At 58.9% G+C, this 21,758-nt stretch carries 19 protein-coding genes and 1 pseudogene; 11 read left to right on the top strand and 9 right to left on the bottom strand.

Annotated features, from left to right (window positions below; genetic code table 11):
* Window positions 1-419 precede the first annotated feature (419 nt).
* The 8 genes from hemN to CO675_RS00190 form a co-directional block, all read right to left on the bottom strand.
* Window positions 420-1,772, bottom strand: a complete 1,353-nt coding sequence (gene hemN / locus CO675_RS00155; RefSeq protein ID WP_097670069.1) for an oxygen-independent coproporphyrinogen III oxidase — start codon at window positions 1,770-1,772, stop codon at window positions 420-422.
* A 485-nt stretch (window positions 1,773-2,257) separates the two neighbouring features.
* A complete protein-coding gene (locus CO675_RS00160) occupies window positions 2,258-2,884 on the bottom strand; it encodes a hemerythrin domain-containing protein (protein WP_097670070.1) in 627 nt (208 codons plus the stop codon).
* A gap of 150 nt (window positions 2,885-3,034) precedes the next feature.
* Complete coding sequence (locus CO675_RS00165) at window positions 3,035-3,718, bottom strand: helix-turn-helix domain-containing protein (RefSeq protein WP_245452568.1); 684 nt, start codon at window positions 3,716-3,718, stop codon at window positions 3,035-3,037.
* Between the two features lie 498 nt (window positions 3,719-4,216).
* Window positions 4,217-5,050 (bottom strand): universal stress protein, encoded by an 834-nt coding sequence (locus CO675_RS00170; RefSeq protein ID WP_097670072.1) that lies wholly within the window; start codon window positions 5,048-5,050, stop codon window positions 4,217-4,219.
* A gap of 652 nt (window positions 5,051-5,702) precedes the next feature.
* Entirely contained in the window at window positions 5,703-6,308 is a 606-nt protein-coding gene (gene fixJ, locus CO675_RS00175; RefSeq protein ID WP_097670073.1) for a response regulator FixJ, read from the bottom strand.
* Window positions 6,305-7,735, bottom strand: coding sequence for a PAS domain S-box protein (locus CO675_RS00180; protein WP_097670074.1), 1,431 nt, complete (start codon window positions 7,733-7,735; stop codon window positions 6,305-6,307). Before CO675_RS00180 ends, fixJ begins: the two co-directional genes overlap by 4 nt.
* 114 nt (window positions 7,736-7,849) lie before the next feature.
* On the bottom strand, window positions 7,850-8,083 hold the full coding sequence (locus CO675_RS00185) for a hypothetical protein (RefSeq protein WP_349644010.1): 234 nt from the start codon (window positions 8,081-8,083) through the stop codon (window positions 7,850-7,852).
* Window positions 8,084-8,091: 8 nt separating this feature from the next.
* A complete protein-coding gene (locus CO675_RS00190; protein ID WP_097670076.1) occupies window positions 8,092-8,379 on the bottom strand; it encodes a hypothetical protein in 288 nt (95 codons plus the stop codon).
* Window positions 8,380-9,357: 978 nt separating this feature from the next.
* Here CO675_RS00190 and CO675_RS00195 point away from each other — a divergent pair.
* The 10 genes and pseudogenes from CO675_RS00195 (at window position 9,358) to ccoS (ending at window position 17,032) form a co-directional block, all read left to right on the top strand.
* On the top strand, window positions 9,358-9,600 hold the full coding sequence (locus CO675_RS00195; RefSeq protein WP_097670077.1) for a hypothetical protein: 243 nt from the start codon (window positions 9,358-9,360) through the stop codon (window positions 9,598-9,600).
* 381 nt (window positions 9,601-9,981) lie between these two features.
* Window positions 9,982-10,314 carry a hypothetical protein gene (locus CO675_RS39660; RefSeq protein WP_143278845.1) on the top strand — a complete coding sequence of 111 codons (333 nt, stop codon included), beginning with the start codon at window positions 9,982-9,984 and terminating at the stop codon, window positions 10,312-10,314.
* A gap of 67 nt (window positions 10,315-10,381) precedes the next feature.
* Window positions 10,382-12,034, top strand: coding sequence for a cytochrome-c oxidase, cbb3-type subunit I (ccoN, locus tag CO675_RS00200; RefSeq protein WP_097670078.1), 1,653 nt, complete (start codon window positions 10,382-10,384; stop codon window positions 12,032-12,034).
* An 8-nt stretch (window positions 12,035-12,042) separates the two neighbouring features.
* Window positions 12,043-12,777 (top strand): cytochrome-c oxidase, cbb3-type subunit II, encoded by a 735-nt coding sequence (gene ccoO / locus CO675_RS00205; protein ID WP_097670079.1) that lies wholly within the window; start codon window positions 12,043-12,045, stop codon window positions 12,775-12,777.
* Between the two features lie 11 nt (window positions 12,778-12,788).
* Complete coding sequence (locus CO675_RS00210) at window positions 12,789-12,953, top strand: cbb3-type cytochrome c oxidase subunit 3 (RefSeq protein WP_016841961.1); 165 nt, start codon at window positions 12,789-12,791, stop codon at window positions 12,951-12,953.
* A gap of 6 nt (window positions 12,954-12,959) precedes the next feature.
* Window positions 12,960-13,832 (top strand): cytochrome-c oxidase, cbb3-type subunit III, encoded by an 873-nt coding sequence (ccoP, locus tag CO675_RS00215; RefSeq protein ID WP_097670080.1) that lies wholly within the window; start codon window positions 12,960-12,962, stop codon window positions 13,830-13,832.
* A gap of 404 nt (window positions 13,833-14,236) precedes the next feature.
* The gene (locus tag CO675_RS41265; RefSeq protein ID WP_245452629.1) at window positions 14,237-14,701 is read left to right on the top strand and encodes a 4Fe-4S binding protein; all 465 of its coding nucleotides are present in this window, start codon (window positions 14,237-14,239) and stop codon (window positions 14,699-14,701) included.
* Window positions 14,619-14,786, top strand: a pseudogene (locus CO675_RS41270) (4Fe-4S dicluster domain-containing protein); the annotation flags it as partial. The gene CO675_RS41265 and the pseudogene CO675_RS41270, both read left to right, overlap by 83 nt.
* A gap of 15 nt (window positions 14,787-14,801) precedes the next feature.
* Window positions 14,802-16,814: a copper-translocating P-type ATPase gene (locus CO675_RS40840; protein WP_245452569.1), complete on the top strand. Its 2,013-nt coding sequence runs from the start codon at window positions 14,802-14,804 to the stop codon at window positions 16,812-16,814.
* Window positions 16,814-17,032, top strand: a complete 219-nt coding sequence (gene ccoS, locus CO675_RS00225; protein WP_097670081.1) for a cbb3-type cytochrome oxidase assembly protein CcoS — start codon at window positions 16,814-16,816, stop codon at window positions 17,030-17,032. Before CO675_RS40840 ends, ccoS begins: the two co-directional genes overlap by 1 nt.
* Window positions 17,033-18,805: 1,773 nt before the next feature.
* Here ccoS and CO675_RS00240 read toward each other — a convergent pair.
* Complete coding sequence (locus tag CO675_RS00240) at window positions 18,806-19,357, bottom strand: MarR family transcriptional regulator (protein WP_097670083.1); 552 nt, start codon at window positions 19,355-19,357, stop codon at window positions 18,806-18,808.
* Between the two features lie 968 nt (window positions 19,358-20,325).
* On the opposite strand from CO675_RS00240, the gene noeE reads away from it, so the two are divergent.
* Window positions 20,326-21,600, top strand: a complete 1,275-nt coding sequence (gene noeE / locus CO675_RS00245; protein WP_198964445.1) for a nodulation protein NoeE — start codon at window positions 20,326-20,328, stop codon at window positions 21,598-21,600.
* Window positions 21,601-21,758 lie beyond the last annotated feature (158 nt).

The following is a 21,758-nucleotide window of genomic DNA, read 5'->3' on the forward strand; positions in this document are numbered from 1 at the left end:
AATCTACACCAAGGTTTGTCACTTATGAGTGGTTTCGCAACGCTCTGCAGGGCAGAGAAATGTGGGGCGGTCGTGCCGGGCGATCATGGACGGGCACCAAGCGCACGTTGGTACGCTTTTCTGCCGGAAACGATGGGCTCGATCAACGGGACCATACGATAACGCGCACAGCAAGGATCTTATCGTGGTGACCAATGCAATCTGCGGCTTGCTATTGATCCCGCTTCAGCTAGTCATTGGTCTAGTCAAGTTTTTATACCAACCTCTGTTGGAAATCTTGTGCAGCTCGACGAAGAGCCGGCGAACGGCATGCCGATCAGCGTGCTCTTGATCGCCGCGACTGCTCGCGATCCAGAGCATAAACCAGTTTGGTGATGTCGAACTCGGATCTGAAACGGCTCGGTTCGGCTTAGTCTGGTTTAGACCGCCAGACTATGTGTAGCCCCGCTCCGAGTAAGGTGAGCGTCGAAGATCGATGCGACGCTCCGGGCCAGGAACTCTGCGCCACCGGCTATCGAAAGCCGGCCATCATCCATCACCACGACGCCATTGGCGATAAGGCCGTCGAGGCGAGAACGATCAACGACGGCCAAGCTTGGATCCCGGCCGTAACGACGGGATGTCTCGGAAAGATCGACTGTCAAATCGCACATGATTCGTTCGATAATCTCGGCGTGGAAGCGATCGTCGTCAGTCAGTAAATGGCCCTTTGCGATGGCGAGCCGATCCTCGCTGATGCGAGCGAGGTAGTCCTTCGTCGGGACGGCGTTCGCGACAAAGCCCTGTTGCATACGGCCGATGGCGCTGGCGCCCAGACCAATCAAGGTGTCCGCGCTATCGTCAGTATAGCCCTGGAAATTGCGCCTCAACCTGCCTTCCTGGCTCGCCAGGGCGAGATTGTCGTCCGGTAGGGCGAAGTGATCGATTCCGACGCGGACATATCCCGCATCAACCAAAGCTTCCGTGATCGTTTCGGATTGGACGTGGCGCGCGACGCTGTCGGGCAGGGTGGACGCATCGATCAGACGTTGATGCTTCTTGAAGGAAGGAATATGCGCGTAGCCAAAGGCCGAAAACCGGTCCGGATGAAGCTCGAGGCATCTGGCGACGGTATCCAGGCACGAAGCGACCGTCTGCCGGGGCAGGCCATAGAGCAAGTCGAAATTGATACGTTCGACGCCGGCACGGCGCAACCGATCGACCGAGGTCGCGGTCTGTCCGAAGCTCTGCAGACGGTTGATGCCCCGCTGAACAACTGGATCGAAGCTCTGGACACCAAGGCTCGCCCGGTTGACCCCGCAATAGCCCAGAGCCTCGGCCATCGGCTCGCTCAACATGCGTGGATCGATCTCTACGGCGATCTCGGCATCAGGCAGGACTGCGAATGAATGGCGCAACGAACCGACCAGATCAGCGAACGTTTCAGGTGTCATGATCGTCGGGGTGCCGCCCCCGAAGTGGATATGAGTGATCGGTTGCCGTCGGCCAAGGGTTTCTGCAACGAGGTAAGCTTCGGTCCGCAGTCCCGCTGCATAGAACGAGATCGGTTCCTGGCGCTTCGTGACAGAAGTGTGGCAGCCACAATACCAGCACATGCGTCGACAAAACGGCACGTGCACGTAGATCGATGCGGATTGCTGCGCGCCCAACGACTTGAGCCACGTTTGATAGTCTGATTCGCAAATCGAAGCTGAGAAATGGGGGGCCGTCGGATAGCTGGTGTAGCGCGGCAGCCGTTGCTGCCCGTAGGCTTGTGCCAAGTCCGGTCGCATTCAGAGTGCCTTTCTTCCCTCGCCAACCGATTACCGGACACGCGGCGGATAGGCTTTGCGCTGGCTCAAAATATCCGCGTTGTTGATGGCGAAAGCGGCCCTAAAGCCAAGATTGGTAGGGCATGCCCGCAACGTACGCATCGCACTTTGGATCGCGATGAAGGTCCTGCCCTGTTCCGGGCAAGAAGAGGTCCAGCAGTGCCGCAACGATCGATCGCGGTCGGTCGGTGGACGTAAGGGGCACTCATATTCCGTAATATCACTGGGGCGCTGGTCGAGCGGTATTGCCAATTGCCCCGCGACGTTCACGTTACGGGACCAGCCGGACCCCGGCCGTGCTGTTTGCGAAGGGCCGGGCTGCAAGTGATCATCGGGCGCGGATGTCGCGCTGGCCGCGCGCGGCGTACGCGCCAGAAGGACTGTCACCTTCATTTCAATGAGATGAGCATGACCTGCACTGCCCGCCGTGCAGAGTCAGTGATCAATTACGGTCCATCGGCTTTGGCGCCATCTGGCGGCTTGCCGGCCATTGCGGACGAAAACGCCACCGAACTCCGTTCGGCTTCAGCTTCTTGCTCTAATTGCAGAATATGCGCTCTTAGTGCATCGGAAGTCGCTTCCGCCGTCTCGCTGAACAGCAGATCCCCATGATCAGTGCGGGCGGAAGCGATTTCCGTCCAATCCTCAGCCGATAGAGCCTTGACGGCGGCGGGGAAGAAATCTCGCTCTTCCCACATCATGTGGTGCCGCTCCCGCAATATAAAGTCGCGTACGATGTTACCGACGTCCTGCCGAAGGATTTCACGATCCGCGAGGATAGCATCGATAGCTTGAGCAAAATGGTGCAGGCGGTCGATGACTTCCTGGTGTTCATGCGCGAGATCGCCGATGATTGCAGCCGCATCCGGATCGCGAGTTCTAAGCTTGGAGAAAATCAGGTCTTCCTGAGGATGATGGTACACCTCTGGGTAAACCTCGAAGTAGCTGATAATCGCGCGAATGACCTCATAGTCAGGACGGGCCCCATGCTCAAAGATCTCCAATTCACGCTGGAGGGCGACCAGAAGTAGGTCAATATTGCGATGCTCTCGAAGCAAAAGATCGATGATCATTGCGGTGCTCCAGGGCGGAACAATGTAAGCGAGCGATCCTGCCATCTGTGCGCGATCTCCCGAGCCGATGTTCGGGTGTCCTTCACGTGCTGCGATCCGTCGGCGCTGTTCGGTGCAAGGAAGTCCGCGCATTCACAGCGCTTCTTGAGCTTAGCCCAAGTTCTGTGCAACGCGGCTCGGCAGTTTGTCGTTACGTAACTCGATTCGGCGCAAGGTCGGCAAGGCAATCACGCCATTCTGCTCGAGTTGAGTGAAGGTGCGCGAGACCGTTTCGATCGTCAAGCCAAGGTAGTCGGCAACGTCCTGCCGTGACATCGGCAGTTCGATCGCAGCGTTCTTCGTTGTACGGCGAGACATATCGAGCAGAAATGCCACGACCCGCTGTTCAGCGCTGCTAATAGAAAGCATCAGATGCTCCTGAAAGCGGCGGAGCTCAAGCGCCATCGCGTCCCAGAGCTGCCTTATGAGCTCGCAATCTTGGCTGGCGCGAACGATGAGGGCGCTGCGCTTTACCATCAAAAGGTGCGTCTCACAGACCGCCTCCGCCGAAGCGATATGGCTGTCTCCGGCCTCAAAGCCGAAGATGTCACCGGGCAGATAAAACGCTCCAATCTGACGACGCCCATCTTCCATGATCTTGTAGGTTCGTACAGCACCCGATACCACCTGGTATAGGTGTTCGGCTGCTTCGTCCTCGCCGTAGATCTCGCTATTGCGAGCGAACCGCATCGGGGTCGCAACCATACCAAACGGTCCATAGGGACGAGATTGCCTGCACAAGACGCTACTCGGATGATGGCTGATCTCGTGAATACTCGTGGCCTGAGCGTACATGGCAGACTCGATCTTCGAAACGTCAATGGAGCGGAGATTGGCCGCTTCTGATGAACTGGAAAATTTGGATGTTTCCCCTAAGTAGAACCCACTAAGTATTTATACGTATGCCGTGAGAAGAATTCTCGATGGGGGCGACGCAGCCTTTCGGTAGCTCGAATGCGGCTCGGCTCAAAGCCGACCAGCCGCGTTTGAATGAGGAAGCTGCATTTCTGACTTGGCCGTTCGGCTTGAAGTTGAGCTCGGGTATCCTCGGGTGGGCGGTGACCAGATTGTCCCGCTTCTCTAGACCGGCAGCGTACGTGCAACGTTCGAAAACCGCGGCGCATGTTCAGCGGTTTCGCCCCGCCTCGTCGATGGAGCGACGGCGGGCCCGCGAAAGCCGGGACAAACGGCGCTCCTGTTCTCCAGATCGGCGGGCGGCTGGTGCCCCGCCCTGCGCCCATCGACTGGGTCCGGGGCGCATCTGGCGGCATATCGCATCTACAATTCTTGCCTTCAGTGCGACATCAAAACCGGAATGACGTTTGCACGAAGCAGATCTCCCGAAATGCCACCGAGCAGCCTTTCCTGCAGCCGAGAGCGGACGTATCCGCCCATCACCAGCAGGTCGAGGCTTTCGTCCGCCACAAGCGACATGAGGGCGCGGTGCACCGACTGGGATGCTGGGAGCGACACGATCCTTGCAGGAAGGCCCGACCTTTCAAGATACCGTCCCAAATGGTCGGCGGAGCTCTCCGCCGGGACCTCGTGCGCATCAATCATCGCGATGATGGTCAGCGCGTCCGCTTCGCGAAGCAGCGGCATCGCGTCGTGCAATGCGCGGGCCGCAAGGCGGCCGCCGTCCCAGCAAATCCCAATTCGTCTGACCGAAAAAGAGCCGTGGATGACGCTTGGCAGATAAAGAACTGGTTTGCCGGCCTGGAGCAGGATGTCCTTGGGAATAACGTTGTCATAGCTCTCGTAGCCGCTCTGGGGCTGCGTGACGATAGTCATGTCGTGCACTCGCGCGCTGGCGCAGATGCTTCGACGCGCCTCCGCTGGAACCGCACTGAGCGCGCGGCTCGCATAAGAAATGCCGGAGCTCCTTGCCCGCAGATCAAAGACACGAAGTGCCGCTTCGGCTCTCTCCAACGCACGCGCCTGCTCGATTTCAAAGACCGAAATGACGGCCATCCCGCTGAGTGCGGCGAGCGGAATAATGGTCCTCTCATAACCGATGGCCACAACGTCAAGATGCGCGCCCGTGCTCAGTGCGAAGGAAATCGAACCGTTCACCGCAGCCCGCACCGGGAGCTCCGTGGGAAGATGGACCAATATGTTCCCGAACATTGCCGTTCTCCGGGCGTGAAAGGATTACTGCCCATCGGAGCACAAATCTGGGCCGGACAATTGATCTGCTTCATACGCTCGCCGATTTGGTTAGGCAGGATCAAACCGGCCACGGACAGTTCGCGCAGAGTCCGATGCCAAGTAGAAGAAGCATGGCATGTGTTGCATCGCTCATGTCAACTGCGAAGCCTGCACGATTCGTGCACAGCGATTTGCTGCGCAGGGGGCAGCCCGAGATCGCGGATGCCGTCGATTCTCCCCGTTGCCTGCTCGACATTCACCCTCATCGACAACAGGTATACTGAGAGGATGGCCAATACGGAAGATAATGTGCGGCTGGTTAGTCCGCGGTCAAGCCGGATACGCCAATGCTCAAGCCTCTCCAACGGCTGCTGGAGAATCAATCAGCGGCATGCGAGGACATTGTCGCAGACGGAGGGCGGGCGCAGCACGACGTGCGGGTGCATCGTTCGCTGGGCTCGTCTTGATTTTCTCCATTGCCGGTCTGTGGTCCTCGCCTATGCTCAAGGCTCCGCTGGGCAATACGTTTTTAAGGCGCGCCACGCTCGCGATTGAGGATCATTCCTGGACGAATTCTCCAAGATCTTTCGAACCCCTGTTCGTCGCCTGGACCGTGCCGCTCGCACCCCTGCTAGAATCCTGCGGCGATGGCAATCCGCATCAACTCGGACATGCTGCGTACATTGGTCTTGGCCATCAGGTTGGCGCGATAAACCTCGACCGTCCGGGTGCTGATGCCAAGATCATGGGCGATTACCTTGTTGATCTTGCCGGCTAACAGTCCCTGCAGGACGTCACGTTCGCGCGACGAGAGGTCGGCAAGGCGCCCTTCTGCCTGCAGTTTTACCGCGTCATCGTCTGGCTTCGTTGGCCGCGCTTCTAAAGCAGCGTTGATGGCACGCAACAGCACCTCGTCCTCGAACGGCTTCTCGATGAAATCAACCGCACCCGCTTTCATCGCTTCAACTGCGAGTGATACATCACCGTGACCGGTTATCAGGACGACCGGACAGTCGAGGCGATCGGCCTTCAGCTTGCGGACCAGTTCGAGGCCGCTCATTCCTGGCATGCGGATGTCTGATATAACGCAGTCGATCGGACCGCTTGCAATGTCATTGAGAAACTCGGTCGCGGTCTCGTAGGTTGCTACCCAGAAACCACTAATATCAAGCAGAAACGCCAGCGAATCCCGCATCGCGGCGTCATCGTCGATCACAAGAATGCGCCGCCCGGTCATGCTTCTTCACCGACGTCCGCAAATGGCAGCGTGAACTGAAAGATCGTGCCGCCACCCGGATTTGCTTCCGCCACGATGTGGCCGCCATGGGATTCCACGATTGTCCGGCAGATTGATAGTCCAACACCCATGCCGTGTTCCTTCGTCGTGACAAAGGGCTGGAACAGGCGGTCGGCGACATCAGGGCTGATGCCGGAACCCGTATCAGCAACGGTAAACCTGGCGAGACCATCGACCTTGCTGACTCCGACGGTCAATTCGCGGCGCGGACAGGAAGCCATCGCCTCGATCGCGTTGCGTATCAGGTTCAGAGCGACTTGCTGGATCTGGATCTTGTCTACGATCATTGACGGCAGATCGCGGTCGCTGCGCATTGTCACCCGCACGCCTTGCTCCTTGGCGCCGAGTAGGGCCAGCGCTACAGCCTCTTCAAGTAGCGTGAGCGGATTTTCCACAGAATGCTGCGTCTCGCCTTTGGCAACGAACTCCCGCAAGCGCTTGATGATATCGCCGGCGCGCAGAGCCTGTTGGACGGCGTATTCGAGCGCATCACCAATGCGATTGGCGTTCGGCTTGTCTGACGCCAGCAGAGCCTTTGCGCCGCGCATGTAGTTTGTGATGGCGGAGAGCGGCTGGTTGATTTCATGGGCAATAGACGATGCCATCTCACCCATGGCTGTTAGCCGCGACACATGGACGAGTTCAGACTGCAGCTCCTGCAGCCGCCGTTCCTGCGCCCGCCGTTCGGTTAAGTCTCGGATGAAGCCGGTGAAGAAGCGTTCGCCGCGCACTTTGGCCTCACCGACGGCAAGCTCCATCGGAAAGGTCGAGCCGTCGCTCCGCTCGCCGACCACGATGCGACCGATGCCAATGATGCGCCGCTCGCCGGTGGTCAAATGACGTTCAATGTAGCGGTCATGCTCGGCCCGGTAGGGCTGCGGCATCAACTTGGATACAGTCTTTCCAACCACTTCGTCCGGCAACCAGCCAAATAAGCGCACTGCCGCGGCGCTGAACGAGCGAATGATACCCTTCTCGTCAATGACGATCATGGCTTCCGGTACGGTGTCCAGGATCGACTGCAGATGAACTTGCCGATATCGCGCCTGCTCTGATTCCTGCCGCAGCCGGTCGCCCATGAAGCCAAGCATGGGACCTAGTACCGCAAATGCGGCAATATCGATCATGTTTGCGGAAACAGTGAGGAGGCTTTTCCCAAGAAATGCCGCGCTGATGACGAGGCAGAGCAGGGTCGCGAAGCTCGCCGGTCCGCGGCCGCCGGCGAAAGCGGCAAAAACGATCGCCGGAAGGTAGATGATCGTAAAAGAGCGGTCATCGAGATACGGATTGAGCGCCGCGCGGAGCACGAGGGCGAGCGCGGCGGCTGCCGCGGCAGTGCCATAGCGATACCAGATGTGGTCGGACATATTTGCCGGCAGACCCTCTCATTCGATCGATCCCACATCGTTTGGCCGCGGGAGGGCCACCGGAGGCAGATGCGCGTCAATTCGCGCCGCTATATTGTTGCAGGATAGCCATCGCTATTTTAACCAAATGCGCCAGTGCGTGGGCTGCACAGCGACGCGTTCTCCGGTCTTCGCCTTGATCCAGCCGCCGAAGATGCGGCGGCAAGGGAAGACCAGCCGATGAATGGTATTACCCTCGATCACGCCAATCTCAAGGTCGCGATCGAAGGGCGCCGTCTCGATCCGCTCCCACGTCACGTTGCCATTAGATCCTGGACGGTGTTCATCGCCGCCGACTGACAAATTCAAGTAACCTTTCAGACAGTACGAACCACATCGCTTGTCCGCCCCGCGACCTGATTCAGCCCAATATTGCGCAGGCGGCGCGCGGTCTCGATCGCAGCAGTCGCCGCCTCGGGTCTGTCGGCGGAGGCATCGTCGAACCCATCGTGCTGGGGCATGACCCTCTCGCCGATCCAAATATCGGCATTGATGCTACGAAGCACGTTGCCACCTTCGTTTGAACTGATTCGGACCTGCTCAAGCCTTCCCCGGTTGGTCATGATCGGGTTTTTGCAGAAACCGGACTGGACCGCGGCCCACAATTGGGCCCCTCGCCGAGCGAGTTTCGCCGTGGCCTGTCATATCGAACATCCTTTGTTGGTGGGACATCTCCTTGCTACGACGTCGGTCGTGGGACGGATCGGCTAGCTGCGCTCGGCCCCGCGCGTCGGGCCGGTGCGCGGGTCGATGACGTGGACACCATCGCAGGCGACGCAGGTTACCGGGTGCAGGTCGTTGGCGCTTGGCTCGACTGCGTCGTTCGGCAGCAGTCCTTGAACACGGTCGCCCGTATTTGAGCACGAAAAGATGATGGGGCGCCAAGTCTTTCTGTGAGCCATATGTCTGACCTTGACTGGAGATCGTTTCTATCGCTGGGCCGCCGCTGAAGTATTGATCCAGGTCAAAAAAAGCGATGCGCGTCTAGAACGAGTGGCGGCGTACCGCTCGCCGCGAACGGGACAGGGGGCCAAACATGTTCCAGTTCGGGCGATCCGCTCGCGTCGTGCTTTGGTGCCGACAAATCCTGGATGCCGCCGGGTTGATGGAAATCAAAATACAGGCCGCGCAATCGTGCGAATGTTTGAAGCGCAACCCGCATCGGACCGTAACAAAAGTGTCATCAATGATGCGAGAGGCGCAAAGGAGATTCTTAGTGATTGCTCGCCTCGCATTGTAGGTGGCCTTGCCGGCGCTGATCGCAGCCATAGGCTTTGGCGCGGAAGCCCTGAACCTTGGCCTTATCGAAACCTTGGCTGCGGCGAGCCTAGTCATCGGCTTTGCCATTGCGGCGGCAGGGCGGGTCGTCAGGCGCGAGCTAGGGGCGGTTCGCTCCATTTGCTCACGATCACGGGGACGCAGCTCTGGCTGACGATATCGCCGGGCCGCCAGCACTCGTCGGAACGGTCTCAGTCACGGTGAGTGGCCGATTACTTGGATGCTGCTTGAGACAAATCAAATACTCTCCGCGTGCTAATGGCAGAATAGGCAGGGATAAGCAAACCCGCCGCAAGAGGGTAGTCATGCCTTCATTTAACGTTCGCTTCATTAAGACCGTCTGTGACGATACCGGCCACGAGCATCGTGCCTGTCAGGCAGCGTTCAAGGTCGATGCCGCATCGCTGAGTGCTGCTGCACAGCAGGCGGAGAGCGACTTCTGCAAGCAAAAAGGCGTCCGCGATTGGACCATTTTCGCAGATGCGATGGAGCTGCGAGCCCCGCCTGCGTTGTCCCCGGCGTGGGGCGGCGAGCATCAGTTCGGCTAGCGCAGGTCCTTGCGAATTTCATGGCGATGGTCAATCCGCGAGTTCAAGCGCGATCTTGTAAAACATCGCGCCGAGTATCGATTCGAAAGAGCTCGCGATGCTGTCGCCAATGCGGCAGGCGTGCTGTTGCCCGCAACACGAAATGGGCCTCGGCGCAGTCTCGCCGGCCCCCGGGGGCAGGGCGATCCGGATCGAACGATTTGCTCTTACATTGGTCTTATTTGATGCAGGTCAAAAACAAACCCGCCTCCAGCAGCTATGCTGCTCCGAGGGACATGCCACATGGTCAGCCAACCTGCACATATCGGTCGTCCTTGGCGGTTTAGGAATTTGCTCGGCCGATTGCGAGCGAGCCTGTCTCGGACGTCCGAGCTGGCTTGCTTGAGCCCGCAGGACATCGATGCGATCGCGCGCGAGCTTAATCTGTCTACGTCCGCTTTTCGAACCCTGGCGCAAAGTCCGGGCTCTCCCGAACTCTTGAGCAAGCGCCTCGCACTTGCCGGTTTTTCCGAGCATGCGCTTGCCGCCCGCCATGGCGACGTACTGCGCGATCTGCAGCGAGTATGCGGCCTATGTCAGGCCAAAGCCCGTTGCGCCGCCAACCTCCAAACAGGGAAGTATCGAAATCCGCTGAAAGACTGCCCCAACGAACAAACCCTGCGCGCGCTCGGTCGTGAGGTCGGCGACGGCCTCCCGCAGCGCTTTTGCGATTGATGAACCCAATCGCTTAGCTCGCCGGAAATAATCCCCCAAGCATCCCGCTTTCAAAGAAGGCCAAGCCATGACAAGCCCATCCTTTGCCTCGAAATCCACGACGATGGGTGAAGCAGGCCTGATGTCGGTATTTGCAGTTTCTGCCTACGTCTTCTTTTTCGCCGGAGCGATGGGACACGATTCTGCGTTTACCTTCCACGCATTGCTGGCTTCCGCCGCCAGTCTGACCGCCACGGGCGTCATCCTCAATCGCTACTATGAACGGCCGGCGCAATTACCGCCGGCGCAGATCAATGGCCGACCGAACTACAATCTCGGTCCGATCAAGTTCGCCTCGGTGCTGGCGATGTTCTGGGGCATTGCGGGCTTTTCCATCGGTCTGCTGATCGCCTCGCAACTTGCCTGGCCTGCACTGAACTTTGATCTACCCTGGGCGAGCTTCGGTCGGCTCCGGCCGTTGCACACATCGGCTGTGATCTTTGCGTTCGGCGGAAACGTGCTCATCGCGACCTCCTTCTACGTCGTGCAAAAGACCTGCCGCACCCGCCTGGCTGGCGATCTTGCGCCATGGTTTGTGGTCGTTGGCTATAATTTCTTTATTCTGATCGCGGGTACTGGCTATCTGTTCGGTGTCACCCAGTCGAAGGAATATGCCGAGCCGGAGTGGTACGCCGATCTCTGGCTCACCATCGTCTGGATCACTTATCTCATTGTGTTCGTGGCGACGCTGTTGAAACGGAAGGAGCCGCATATCTTCGTCGCCAACTGGTTCTATCTCGCCTTTATCGTCACCATTGCGGTGCTCCACCTTGGCAACAATCCTGCATTGCCGGTATCGGTGTTCGGTTCGAAATCCTACATTGCCTGGGGCGGCGTGCAGGATGCCATGTTTCAGTGGTGGTACGGCCATAACGCGGTCGGCTTCTTCCTGACCGCTGGCTTCCTTGCGATCATGTACTACTTCATTCCGAAAAGAGCCGAACGGCCGGTGTATTCTTACCGTCTCTCGATCATCCATTTCTGGGCGCTGATCTTCCTCTACATCTGGGCCGGACCACACCATCTGCACTACACCGCCCTGCCGGACTGGACGCAGACGCTGGGCATGACGTTCTCGATCATGCTGTGGATGCCCTCATGGGGTGGCATGATCAACGGCATGATGACGCTCTCGGGCGCCTGGGACAAGCTCCGCACCGACCCAGTACTTCGTATGCTCGTGGTCTCGGTTGCCTTTTACGGCATGGCGACATTTGAAGGTCCCGCCATGGCAATCAAGGTCGTCAACTCGCTCAGCCATTACACGGATTGGACGGTCGGCCATGTGCATTCGGGCGCATTGGGCTGGGTTGGCTTCGTATCATTCGGCGCGCTGTATTGTCTGATTCCCTGGCTTTGGAATCGCCAGCTGTATAGCCTCAAGCTCGTCAACTGGCACTTCTGGATCGCCACGATCGGGATCGTGCTCTACATCTCCGCGATGTGGGTGTCCGGCATCCTGCAGGGGCTGATGTGGCGCGCCTATACTTCGCTCGGTTTCCTCGAGTACTCGTTCATCGAGTCGGTCGAGGCCATGCATCCCTTCTACATCATCCGTGCCGCGGGTGGCGCACTGTTCCTGATCGGCGCGCTGATCATGGCCGGCAATCTCTGGATGACGGTGAATGCGCAGGAAGCTGATCAAATCCAGGACGCTCGAGCGCTCCAGGTCGCGGAATAGGTCATCGCATGTCGTTCTGGAACCGACACAAGATCTTTGAGAAGAACTCGATCATCTTGATCGCTGGCATCCTTGCCGTGATAGCGATCGGTGGCCTGGTCGAGATCACGCCGTTGTTCTACCTCAAGAGCACGATCGAGGCGGTGGACGGCGTGCGGCCGTATACGCCGCTCGAGCTTGCCGGCCGCAACATCTACCTACGCGAGGGATGCTATGTCTGTCACTCGCAGATGATCAGGCCGTTACGCGACGAGGTCGAGCGCTACGGGCATTACTCGCTGGCCGCTGAGAGCATGTATGACCATCCGTTTCAATGGGGCTCGAAGCGGACTGGCCCGGACCTCGCACGTGTTGGCGGGAAATATTCCGATGAATGGCACGTCACGCATTTGACCAATCCGCGCGCGATCGTGCCGCAATCGGTGATGCCGGGCTATCCGTCGCTGGCGAACACCGAGGTCGACCTGACCGACATGGTCGCACATCTGCGCACCAATCGGGCGATCGGCGTCCCCTATAGCGAGGACCAGATCAAGAACGCTGTCGCCGACATGAAGACGCAGCTCGATCCTGACAGCGCGAACGTCGAATCGTTCCAGAAGCGTTACCCGAAGGCCGCTGTGCGCAATTTCGACGGCAGGGCCGGCAATCCGACTGAACTCGATGCGCTCGTCGCCTACCTGCAGATGCTCGGCACGTTGATCGATTTCAAGCTCTACGACGAAAAAGCCAATCTGCGCTGAAGGATCCTCTGATGAAGGCCGTTATTTCCATCGAGAACCTGGCATCGAGCTTCGTGGTGACGCTCTGGACGCCGCTGTTCGTCGGCATCTTCATAGCCATCGTCGTTTACGCGCTGTGGCCTCGCAACAAGAGGCGTTTTGATTCTGCGGCGCGCATGCCGCTACGCCGGGACTGACAGATCATGACCGAGCACAACGACATCGATCACATCTCCGGCCGCTCCACGACGGGGCACGAATGGGATGGTATAAAGGAACTCAACACGCCGCTGCCGCGCTGGTGGATTCTGAGCTTCTACGCCACAATCCTTTGGGCGATGGGCTATTGGGTCGTTTATCCGGCATGGCCGCTCCTCTCGAGCTACACGACAGGCGTGTTTGACTATTCGACTCGCGCCAGCGTCGTCAACGACCTTGCAGGTCTTGAGAAGCTGCGCGGCGAGAAGATGGCCGTGCTGGGCAAAGCGTCTCTTACCGAGATCGAGAAGGATCCGGCCCTGCTGGGATTGGCACGCGCGCGCGGCAAGACGGTGTTCGCGGACAATTGCGCGCCATGCCACGGGAGCGGTGGCGCGGGTGCCAAGGGGTATCCGAATCTCAATGACGACGACTGGTTGTGGGGCGGATCGCTCGACCAGGTCCTGCAGACCATCCAGTTCGGCGCACGTTCCGGGCATGCCCAGGCCCATGAGGGACAAATGCTGGCCTTTGGCCGCGACGGCATCCTCACGAAAACCGAGATTGTCACCGTAGCAAACTACGTGCGATCGCTGTCAGGCCTGACCACGGCAGCCAAGTTCGATGCTGCGGCCGGCACCAAGATCTTTGCCGAGAATTGCGCGGTCTGTCATGGCGAGAACGCCAAAGGCAATCAGGCACTCGGCGCACCGAATCTGACTGACCGGATTTGGCTGTACGGCTCGGACGAGGACACGCTGGTCGAGACCATCAGCTATGGCCGCGCCGGCATCATGCCGGCTTGGAGCGGGCGGCTCGATCCCATCACAGTCAGGGCACTTGCCGTCTATGTCCATTCGCTCGGCGGCGGACAATAGGCGAGATGCGCCGCAAAACCTGCGCGCCGGTGACCCAGGATCAATGCGAGCCATCCGCGCCCGATGTAAGGTCGGTTATGAAGCCCACCGTAAACAAGACCGTTTCGCTCGATGAGCCGGTGAGTGACGAGGATGGACTCCTCTATGCAGCCCATAGGAAGGTCTATCCGCAGAGCGTCCGCGGTACTTTCCGCACGATCAAATGGCGGCTGATGGTGGTGTGTCTGGGGATCTACTATCTGCTGCCCTTCGTGCGTTGGCATCGTGGCCTCGGCGCTCCCGACCAGGCGGTGTTGCTCGATTTTCCAAACCGGCGGTTCTACTTCTTCTTCATCGAACTGTGGCCGCAAGAGCTCTATTACTTCACCGGTTTGCTCGTGCTTGCTGCCATCGTGCTGTTCCTGATGAACGCACTGGGCGGGCGGATTTGGTGCGGTTATCTCTGCCCGCAGACGGTCTGGACCGACCTGTTCTATGCGGTCGAGCGCCGGGTCGAGGGCGACCGTCGCGAGCGGCTGAAGGCCGCCGCGCGCCCGATGACAGCAGGGCGCGCGGCAAAGCGCGTGCTGAAGCACGCAATCTGGTTGATGATTGCTTGGTGGACCGGCGGCGCCTGGGTGCTCTACTTCGCCGACGCGCCGACCTTGGTGCACGATCTGGCAACGTTCCAAGCGCCCGCAACCGCCTATATCTGGATTGGGATCCTGACCGCTTCGACATATCTGGCCGCGCATCCAGGCCGCGCTCACCGACGAATGGGCCCTCAATGTCGCCTACAAATGCGACCGCGGCGAGCGGCGCTGCTCATTGAAGAAATCATTCGATCTGCGAGCACGCGGCGAAAGGGTCGGAGACTGCATCGATTGTAATCAATGCGCGGCGGTCTGTCCGACCGGGATCGATATACGAAATGGCGCCCAGCTGGGCTGCATCCAGTGCGGGCTGTGCATCGATGCCTGCGATGCCGTCATGAAGAAGATCGGACGCAAAAGCGGCCTGATCGGTTACGACAACGACATCAATATCCGCTGGCGGATGGACGGCAAGCCGGAGCTGTTCAAGCCGGTACGCCCGCGCACGCTCGTTTATGCCTTTTTGATCACGGTCATCTGCGCGGTGATGGTTTACGAGTTGTTGTCGAGAACGATGCTCGATCTCAGCGTTCTGCATGATCGTAATCCCATGGCCGTCAGGCTTAGCGATGGATCGGTTCGCAACGCCTATACCGTGCGTTTGCTCAACAGGCGCGACTTCGATCGGGTAATCGCCATCGACATCGATGGGCCGCCCAAGACGTCCGTCCACGTCGTCGGCGCCGATTCGGTGACCGTGGATCGGCCGATGATCGTCCTGGCGACGTCGGTGATCGAGACCATCGCTCATGCCGAGCACGCCTATTTCGATGCGGCGATCATGTTGATCGCCTTTCTGCTCGCAGGTCGCTATCTTGACCAGAACATGAGGCGACGCACCCGCGCCTTCGCCAGCAACCTTGCAGCACTCAAGGCGGAGACTGCGGCGAAGTTCGTTAGCCCGACCGAGATCAGAACCGTTCCGGTGGCGGCGATCAAGCCGGGGGACATCGTGCTGGTGCGCCCCGGCGAATGCTGTACAGTCGACGGCAACGTGATCGAGGGAAGCTCCGAGATCGATCAAAGCCTTATTACCGGCGAGACTTTGCCGGTGATCGCGACGCCCGGCAGCGCGGTGTTCGCCGGCACATTGGTACGGTCCGGCACTCTGCGCGTCCGTGTAGCGGCGACCTCGGACGGCACACTGCTTGCTCAGATTTCCTGGCTGCTCGATCATGCCCTGCAAGCGCGCTCGCGCTATCTGCGCCTCGCCGAACGCGCGTCGCGGCTCTATGCGCCGATCGTTCACATCACGGCCCTCCTGACCATGCTGGGTTGGCTTGCCTCTGGCGCCACCTTTCATGATTCGGTGGTCACGGCGATCGCAGTCTTGATCATCACCTGCCCCTGCGCGCTGGGTCTGGCTATCCCCGCGGTGCAGACGGTGGCCGCTGGCGCACTGTTCCGTTCCGGCGTGCTGCTCAATGCCGGGGATGCAAGCGAGCGTATCGCCGAGGTGGATCGGGTGATCTTGGACAAAACCGGGACGCTGACGCTGCCCGAACTCGATGTCGCCAATCTCGCCGGCATTCCCGAGAATGTCGTCAAATTGGCGGGCCGGCTGGCGTTGTCGAGCCGCCATCCGGTCGCCGCCGCCCTGGCGCGTGCTGCCGGCGCAAACGAGCCGCTGGCCGATATTGAAGAGGAGCCGGGACGGGGCGTCCGCGGTTACTATGAGGGCGCGCCGATCCGGCTAGGCCGCCCCTCGTTCTGCGGCGCTGACAGCCTCGCTGACGAGATCCTGTGCCATGATCCCGAGGCCTCAGTCGTCGCGTACAGCCACGGCGAGGCGAGGCATGTCTTTGCCATCAGGCAAAGGATGCGGCCGGACGCGGTCGAGGTTGCCACAAGCCTCGCACGCCTTGGCATCATGGTGGAGATCGTTTTCGGGGATCGCGAGCCAGCTGTTCGGCGGACGGCCGAGACGCTTGGCATTCACAAGTGGCGGGCCAACGTCTCGCCGACGGACAAGGTCGCCCGGGTCGAAGATCTGACGAGCAGAGGATACGAGGGATTGATGGTCGGCGATGGCTTGAACGACGCGCCCGCGCTCGCAGCAGCCCATGCCTCGATGTCGCCTGTCACCGCCACCCATATGAGCCAGGCGGTCGCTGATGCGATCTTCCTCGGCGAGCATCTCGGGCCCGTGATAAAGGCGGTCATTGCCTCGCGCGGGGCGCTGCGGCTGATGCGGCAGAATCTCTGTCTTGCTGTCGTCTACAACGTCCTGGCTGTGCCCGTTGCGATCGCCGGCTTGGTGACGCCGCTGATTGCCGCCGCGGCGATGTCATGCTCGTCGGTGCTGGTCATGCTTAACGCGCTGCGGGCGCGAAGGAGCGAGGCCCTCTGATGGAAGTGCTGATCTATCTGGTTCCGCTCGCCCTTTCACTCGGCTTCCTCGGTCTGCTTGGCTTTCTGTGGTCGCTGAAGAGCGGCCAATTTGACGATCTCGACGGCGCGGCCTGGCGCGCCATCGCCGATGAGGAGCCCGATCAGCCTCCGGTGCCGGTCCAAATAGTGCCAATGGACCAGCCGCAACTGTGGGACAGACGAAGGTCGGACGGTTAGCAGCCTGTTGATGGCGGCAACGCGCCGTGATCAGCAGTGGCTGCTCAGTGGCCCACTCGCTATCGATGACCATAGTATGAGAGCGCGATGGTGTCTGCCGGATTCAATGCCTGATCCCTCTGAGCTGGATACAAATCTCGACCCTACCTGAAGTTCTCTGGCTAATCGCAATTCGCTTTCTCATGGTGTTTCAAAGGCTTGTAACAGCCTGCTGGGTTCCAACAACGGTGTGTCAATTAGGAGACTGGATACGCCAATTCGTGGCCAAATTTCTCGATACGAAAACCTCCACGAACAACTGGGAAGGCGCTGTAGCTATTGCTTCTGAACACATGACAGAGCCTTGCACCTTTGCGGGAGTTCTATGCTTGCCTCCTTTTTACGGTCGTCGCTGTGAAAAAACTATGTTAGAAGCCGCTCCTCTCAAAAGGAGCATTCATTGTGAAAAAAGCAACCAAGAAACGCGTTAAGCGGCGCGAGTGGACTAAGGCAGATATCAAAGAACTCAAGGTCCATTCAAAGGCTCGGACCCCGGTCACAAAAATATCAAAAATGACCAAACGCTCTGTCGGTGCGCTACGCCAGAAGGCCTTACATCTCGGAATCGGACTGGGACATCAGCGGTAGCTAATTGGGCTGCGCTGTTGATTGCTACAGTAGGGCGGCTCCGGGCCGCCCTTATTGGCTGTTGGATTGTGTCGCAACAGGTGGTTCGGCCCAACCGTTGATCAACCAACTTCGAGCCCGGCTAATTTCCTATCGATTTCAGCGCCGCGATTGTTGCTGCTGTCCAAGAACGTAGCATTGTGAGGTGATCGAATCCAGGGAACTCAGTGAGTACAGTCTGCATTCCTGGTACGACGAACGTCTGGTCTGCTTCTCGGCGTGTACCTGCCAGAGGACTGGCCGCTTGGTTCTGCGGCCGATCAGCTTTGACGAGGTCCCGGAGTCCTTAGCTGGCTGATCAGAAGAGAGCTTGTCGCCTACGACGTCACGGTCGGTTGCCTCGACAAGGAGCTTCTCCAACACAGGGCAGAGCGTGTGTGTCCGCGATCGGCGGCGCGTCAAGATCTTCGTAGGTTCGAGCGACGATCGATTTGGAGATGAAGATGGGCTTTTCACGCCGCGTGCTGGTTGGAGCCTGGCGATGGCGGAGCGGCCTCGAGCGTCCGGCATCTTCGATGAGATTCTTGGAAAGCGCTTTGTGGCTATATCTCGGCAAAAAACTGGTGACTCACTAAGTCAGATGAGCCTGCAGATCTACGCCAGCTCTGCGCGATTTGCTTAAGCGCGAGATTCAGCTCCCGCAATATCGAGGTCTGTACGAAGGACGCGCCCGAAACTGCTCAAGAATGTTCAGCTTTCGTCAGGGGTCGGCTCGTAGCTACCTCGTTGTTACTGCGATGGCAGGCTGATCACAGTTGAGAGGGGCGTCGTTATGGCCTAAGAGTGGATTCTGCAAAAATTGGGACGCGGCGCAGTCATGAGCCCACGGGTTAGCCGATAGAAACAACCTTGCGAGTGGGGCGTTCCTCGAAGATCATTTGGGCGCAAGAGTGCGCCGCCCAGCCTGCTGGTGAGCTCGAGCTTCGGAACGATACGGCGCGCTCAGCAACAATAAAAACAGCGCTCGGTTGGCTTGATATCTGGCGGCCGAGCGGCTGCGCCCTGAGCCCTTCATCATCTGCTTGCCCTCGTCGGTATGCACGGACCACAACCACCTTCGTCCGCGCTGCTTCAAGGAAAACTCGAAGACTGGAAGCGTTGACATGGCTACGTGGCATCATTTCTGACGGACGTGCGTTTGGTCTTCGGAAGGGCACAACCGCTCTCGCGGTAGACCTTCTCCAGACGACGCCTGATTGCGGCCAGCTTGGCAATGAACTCGCTTGATCCGTTAACCCCGAATTCATCAGAAGCGAACTCATCCAGTGCTTCCTGCCGTGTCAAAGATGCCAGACGTTTACGAGTTTTGGCTGTCAGCGTCATCTGCACGACCCGAGCGTCGCTTGTGCAGTGCTTACGCCGCAGGAATCCATTTTTCTCGAGCAGCTTTGAATGGGTCGTGACGAAGGAAGGATCGACGTGCATCAACTTTGACACCATGTTGACGGGGACACCATTCTCTTTCCCTAAATAGGCCACGGCCATCAGGATCATCCACTGCGGCCCGGTGATGCCAAGGACATCGGCTCGGAATCTCGCAAGCTCTTCGAGACATGCACTTATCGATCTGATCTCCCACACGAACGGCCGGATCGTCTCCAGTTCGTCAGTAGAGATACTGCCAAGCGCGTTTGCTGGGCCGAGCAAATCTGGCGGCATCGAAGCTCTGGTTCCATCTTTTACCAGCTTGCCTTAGCGCGAATGAGAAGTGGCGACAACGCCGTAAGAGCAGGCAAATCAAATGCTTGGTACGGTACGGACGAAAGGGGAGTGTGCCAATCATGAACTGGCCGGAGCAGTTGCGGCAACAGAGCGCTCATTGTCTTGACGAACCGGCGGCATCCACGGGCGGCTTTGTCGGGTCGATCCCACACGCCGGTAAGATTGATGCCCCTACCAACGAGACGTCCATGGTCTGCTTCATTGGTTACTCGCCGGCTTGCTCACTCCTTTGCCGGATCATCGAGCGGTCAAAGTCTCGAGCGAGGAACGTTAGAACATCTGCGCCGCGTGTCGCGAAATCTCGGCGCGCCATCTTTCCCTCTGATTAAAGGATACGACTTGCACGCGGTCGGACTGCAATGTCCAGCACCGCGAGCCGTTGGGCGCAGACCATCAGCCTCGATGAGATCGGGCCGATTGTGCAGAAAGCAATCGATAAGTGACAAGGCAAGTTCAACGACGAGGTCCGCCGGTGGGCTATCATCGAAGCCAATGCAAATTGCATCCGAAGCCGAGACGATACGTCTTGACGCTCGGTTGCCTGGGGCTAGTGTCGTCGCTTCACGCCTTCGCCAACAGTGTTGTGTGGTGGTTGCCCGATAAACCGCAGTATAGTCTTCTCATCCGATTCCATATCGGCGGCTTTCCTTCGTATAGTTGAGCTGGCTTTTGGTCACAACTAGCCTTGCGAGTAGGCGGCAGGCTGCCGATTGCAATTGCCAAAAACGCTTGCGCGATTCATCAATTCGACGGATTCAGACCATGAATTGCAGGCGCCTCCCTCCTCGTATGGCAAAGTGTCGCGAGCAATCGGCCGATGGGAAATTGCGCGGCCGCCGTCGTCCTCGAGCGAACAAGTGTGTGGTCCGAAGGTCGCTTTCCTCGAGCACATCAGGAGCGGTATTTTGAGCCAGGATGCAAACCGCGGGGCCATGGTCTGCTTTCTGCTCGGCCTTCCACGGTCCGGAACGACGCTGTTGGCGCATTTGCTCCAACAGCATCCGGAAATTACAGCTCCACCAGAGCCTTGGCTCATGCTGGCTCTTGAGGCGTTTGGCAGGGTGGACCATCGTCACCCGGCCGGAACATCTCTGATCGAAACGGCAACTTCCGAGTTCTTGGGCAGGATCGATCGCGCTGCCGTCAGCCGTGCCTTTGCGGATGCGGCGTACGGTGCGTATCTGTCCTCGGCGGGCAAGCGCATCATCGTGGACAAGACACCACGCTACTGGATGGTGCTCGACTATTTGGATCTTCTTTATCCTGAGGCGCCGCATATTCTTCTGATGCGCAATCCCTACGCCATTGCCGCATCCCTGAAGTCGACTTGGGGAGTCCCCCTTCAGGCGAAAAGCTCCCGTTCGGTCAGCTTGTCCTCGCTTGCTGATCTCATGCTCCGCCTGCCTGACGTTGTTGCCTCTTCGCTTGCTGATCTGGTTCTCGGCCTGCCCAAACTCGCTGCGCACCGCGATCGCCGGCAGACGATGGTGGTGCAGTACGAACGCCTGGCGGCGTGTCCGGAGGAGGAAATTCAGCGTCTCATCGCAGGCCTTGGCTGTGATCCAAAAGACACCGCAGCTACGTCGACGGCTCGGGCCGATTATCTTCACTCCAGCAGCTTTGGAGATCGGAAAATCCTTGAAAGAAGGACCGTCGATGAGAAGTCTGTCGACGCGTGGCAAGTCCAATTGAACGTCGAAGAGATGCAAACGATAACCGATCTGATCGGCGTCGAGCTGATGATACGGCTCGGATATGAAGCGGAATTGCGGCACGCACAACAAGCCGGAGTGCTTGATAAAGGGCGCGAGGTCACCGAGCTATATCGTCAGATATTTCGAATGTGGTGGGATCTGCGCCTCAGCAAGGAACGGGCATGGTCGAACATTTCAGCCAACCCCGGTAAGCTGACCCCTGGTATTCGGCGGCCAATCGAGAACTCATGCACCACACCAAATGCGTCCACAGGGCACGATGGGCAGCATCTATCCGGAACCGACTTCGACCAAAATCAGGAGCTGACGAGTTCGATGGAGGCGCAGTTGCGCATGGCACTCTTGGCTTCGGAATCGGATCGAGGTGCACAGCAAGAGGCCGTTCGGCATCGCGACGCCGTTATCGAGGCGCTGCGGGGCGAGATTGTGCGGCTCAAGGAGGGGAGCAACAATCACGAGCGATGATCCTCCCAGGACTATGGTCAAAATGTGCTGCCTGCCTTATCGAGCTCGTTGTCTAGCTGGCAAGCGGAAGTAAGTCCGCCTGCTCGCGTGTCCAGCCGCGCTTCGATTGGTTGCTGGCAGACGCCGAACGAAGGATGGAGCGCTATCCGCTGTTTGAC

The sequence above is a fragment of the Bradyrhizobium sp. C9 genome, from assembly GCF_002532045.1.
GTDB lineage: Bacteria > Pseudomonadota > Alphaproteobacteria > Rhizobiales > Xanthobacteraceae > Bradyrhizobium.

Coding starts and splice junctions, on each gene's coding strand:
- CO675_RS41265 (WP_245452629.1), top strand. CDS start 14,237: ATGAACGCACTGGGCGGGCGGATTTGGTGCGGTTATCTCTGCCCGCAG.
- ccoN (WP_097670078.1), top strand. CDS start 10,382: ATGACAAGCCCATCCTTTGCCTCGAAATCCACGACGATGGGTGAAGCA.
- CO675_RS00180 (WP_097670074.1), bottom strand. CDS start 7,735: ATGTCCGACCACATCTGGTATCGCTATGGCACTGCCGCGGCAGCCGCC.
- hemN (WP_097670069.1), bottom strand. CDS start 1,772: ATGCGACCGGACTTGGCACAAGCCTACGGGCAGCAACGGCTGCCGCGC.
- CO675_RS00165 (WP_245452568.1), bottom strand. CDS start 3,718: ATGTACGCTCAGGCCACGAGTATTCACGAGATCAGCCATCATCCGAGT.
- CO675_RS00195 (WP_097670077.1), top strand. CDS start 9,358: ATGCCTTCATTTAACGTTCGCTTCATTAAGACCGTCTGTGACGATACC.
- CO675_RS00160 (WP_097670070.1), bottom strand. CDS start 2,884: ATGATCATCGATCTTTTGCTTCGAGAGCATCGCAATATTGACCTACTT.
- CO675_RS00170 (WP_097670072.1), bottom strand. CDS start 5,050: ATGTTCGGGAACATATTGGTCCATCTTCCCACGGAGCTCCCGGTGCGG.
- ccoP (WP_097670080.1), top strand. CDS start 12,960: ATGACCGAGCACAACGACATCGATCACATCTCCGGCCGCTCCACGACG.
- CO675_RS40840 (WP_245452569.1), top strand. CDS start 14,802: ATGAAGAAGATCGGACGCAAAAGCGGCCTGATCGGTTACGACAACGAC.
- CO675_RS00210 (WP_016841961.1), top strand. CDS start 12,789: ATGAAGGCCGTTATTTCCATCGAGAACCTGGCATCGAGCTTCGTGGTG.
- ccoS (WP_097670081.1), top strand. CDS start 16,814: ATGGAAGTGCTGATCTATCTGGTTCCGCTCGCCCTTTCACTCGGCTTC.
- CO675_RS00240 (WP_097670083.1), bottom strand. CDS start 19,357: ATGCCGCCAGATTTGCTCGGCCCAGCAAACGCGCTTGGCAGTATCTCT.
- fixJ (WP_097670073.1), bottom strand. CDS start 6,308: ATGACCGGGCGGCGCATTCTTGTGATCGACGATGACGCCGCGATGCGG.
- ccoO (WP_097670079.1), top strand. CDS start 12,043: ATGTCGTTCTGGAACCGACACAAGATCTTTGAGAAGAACTCGATCATC.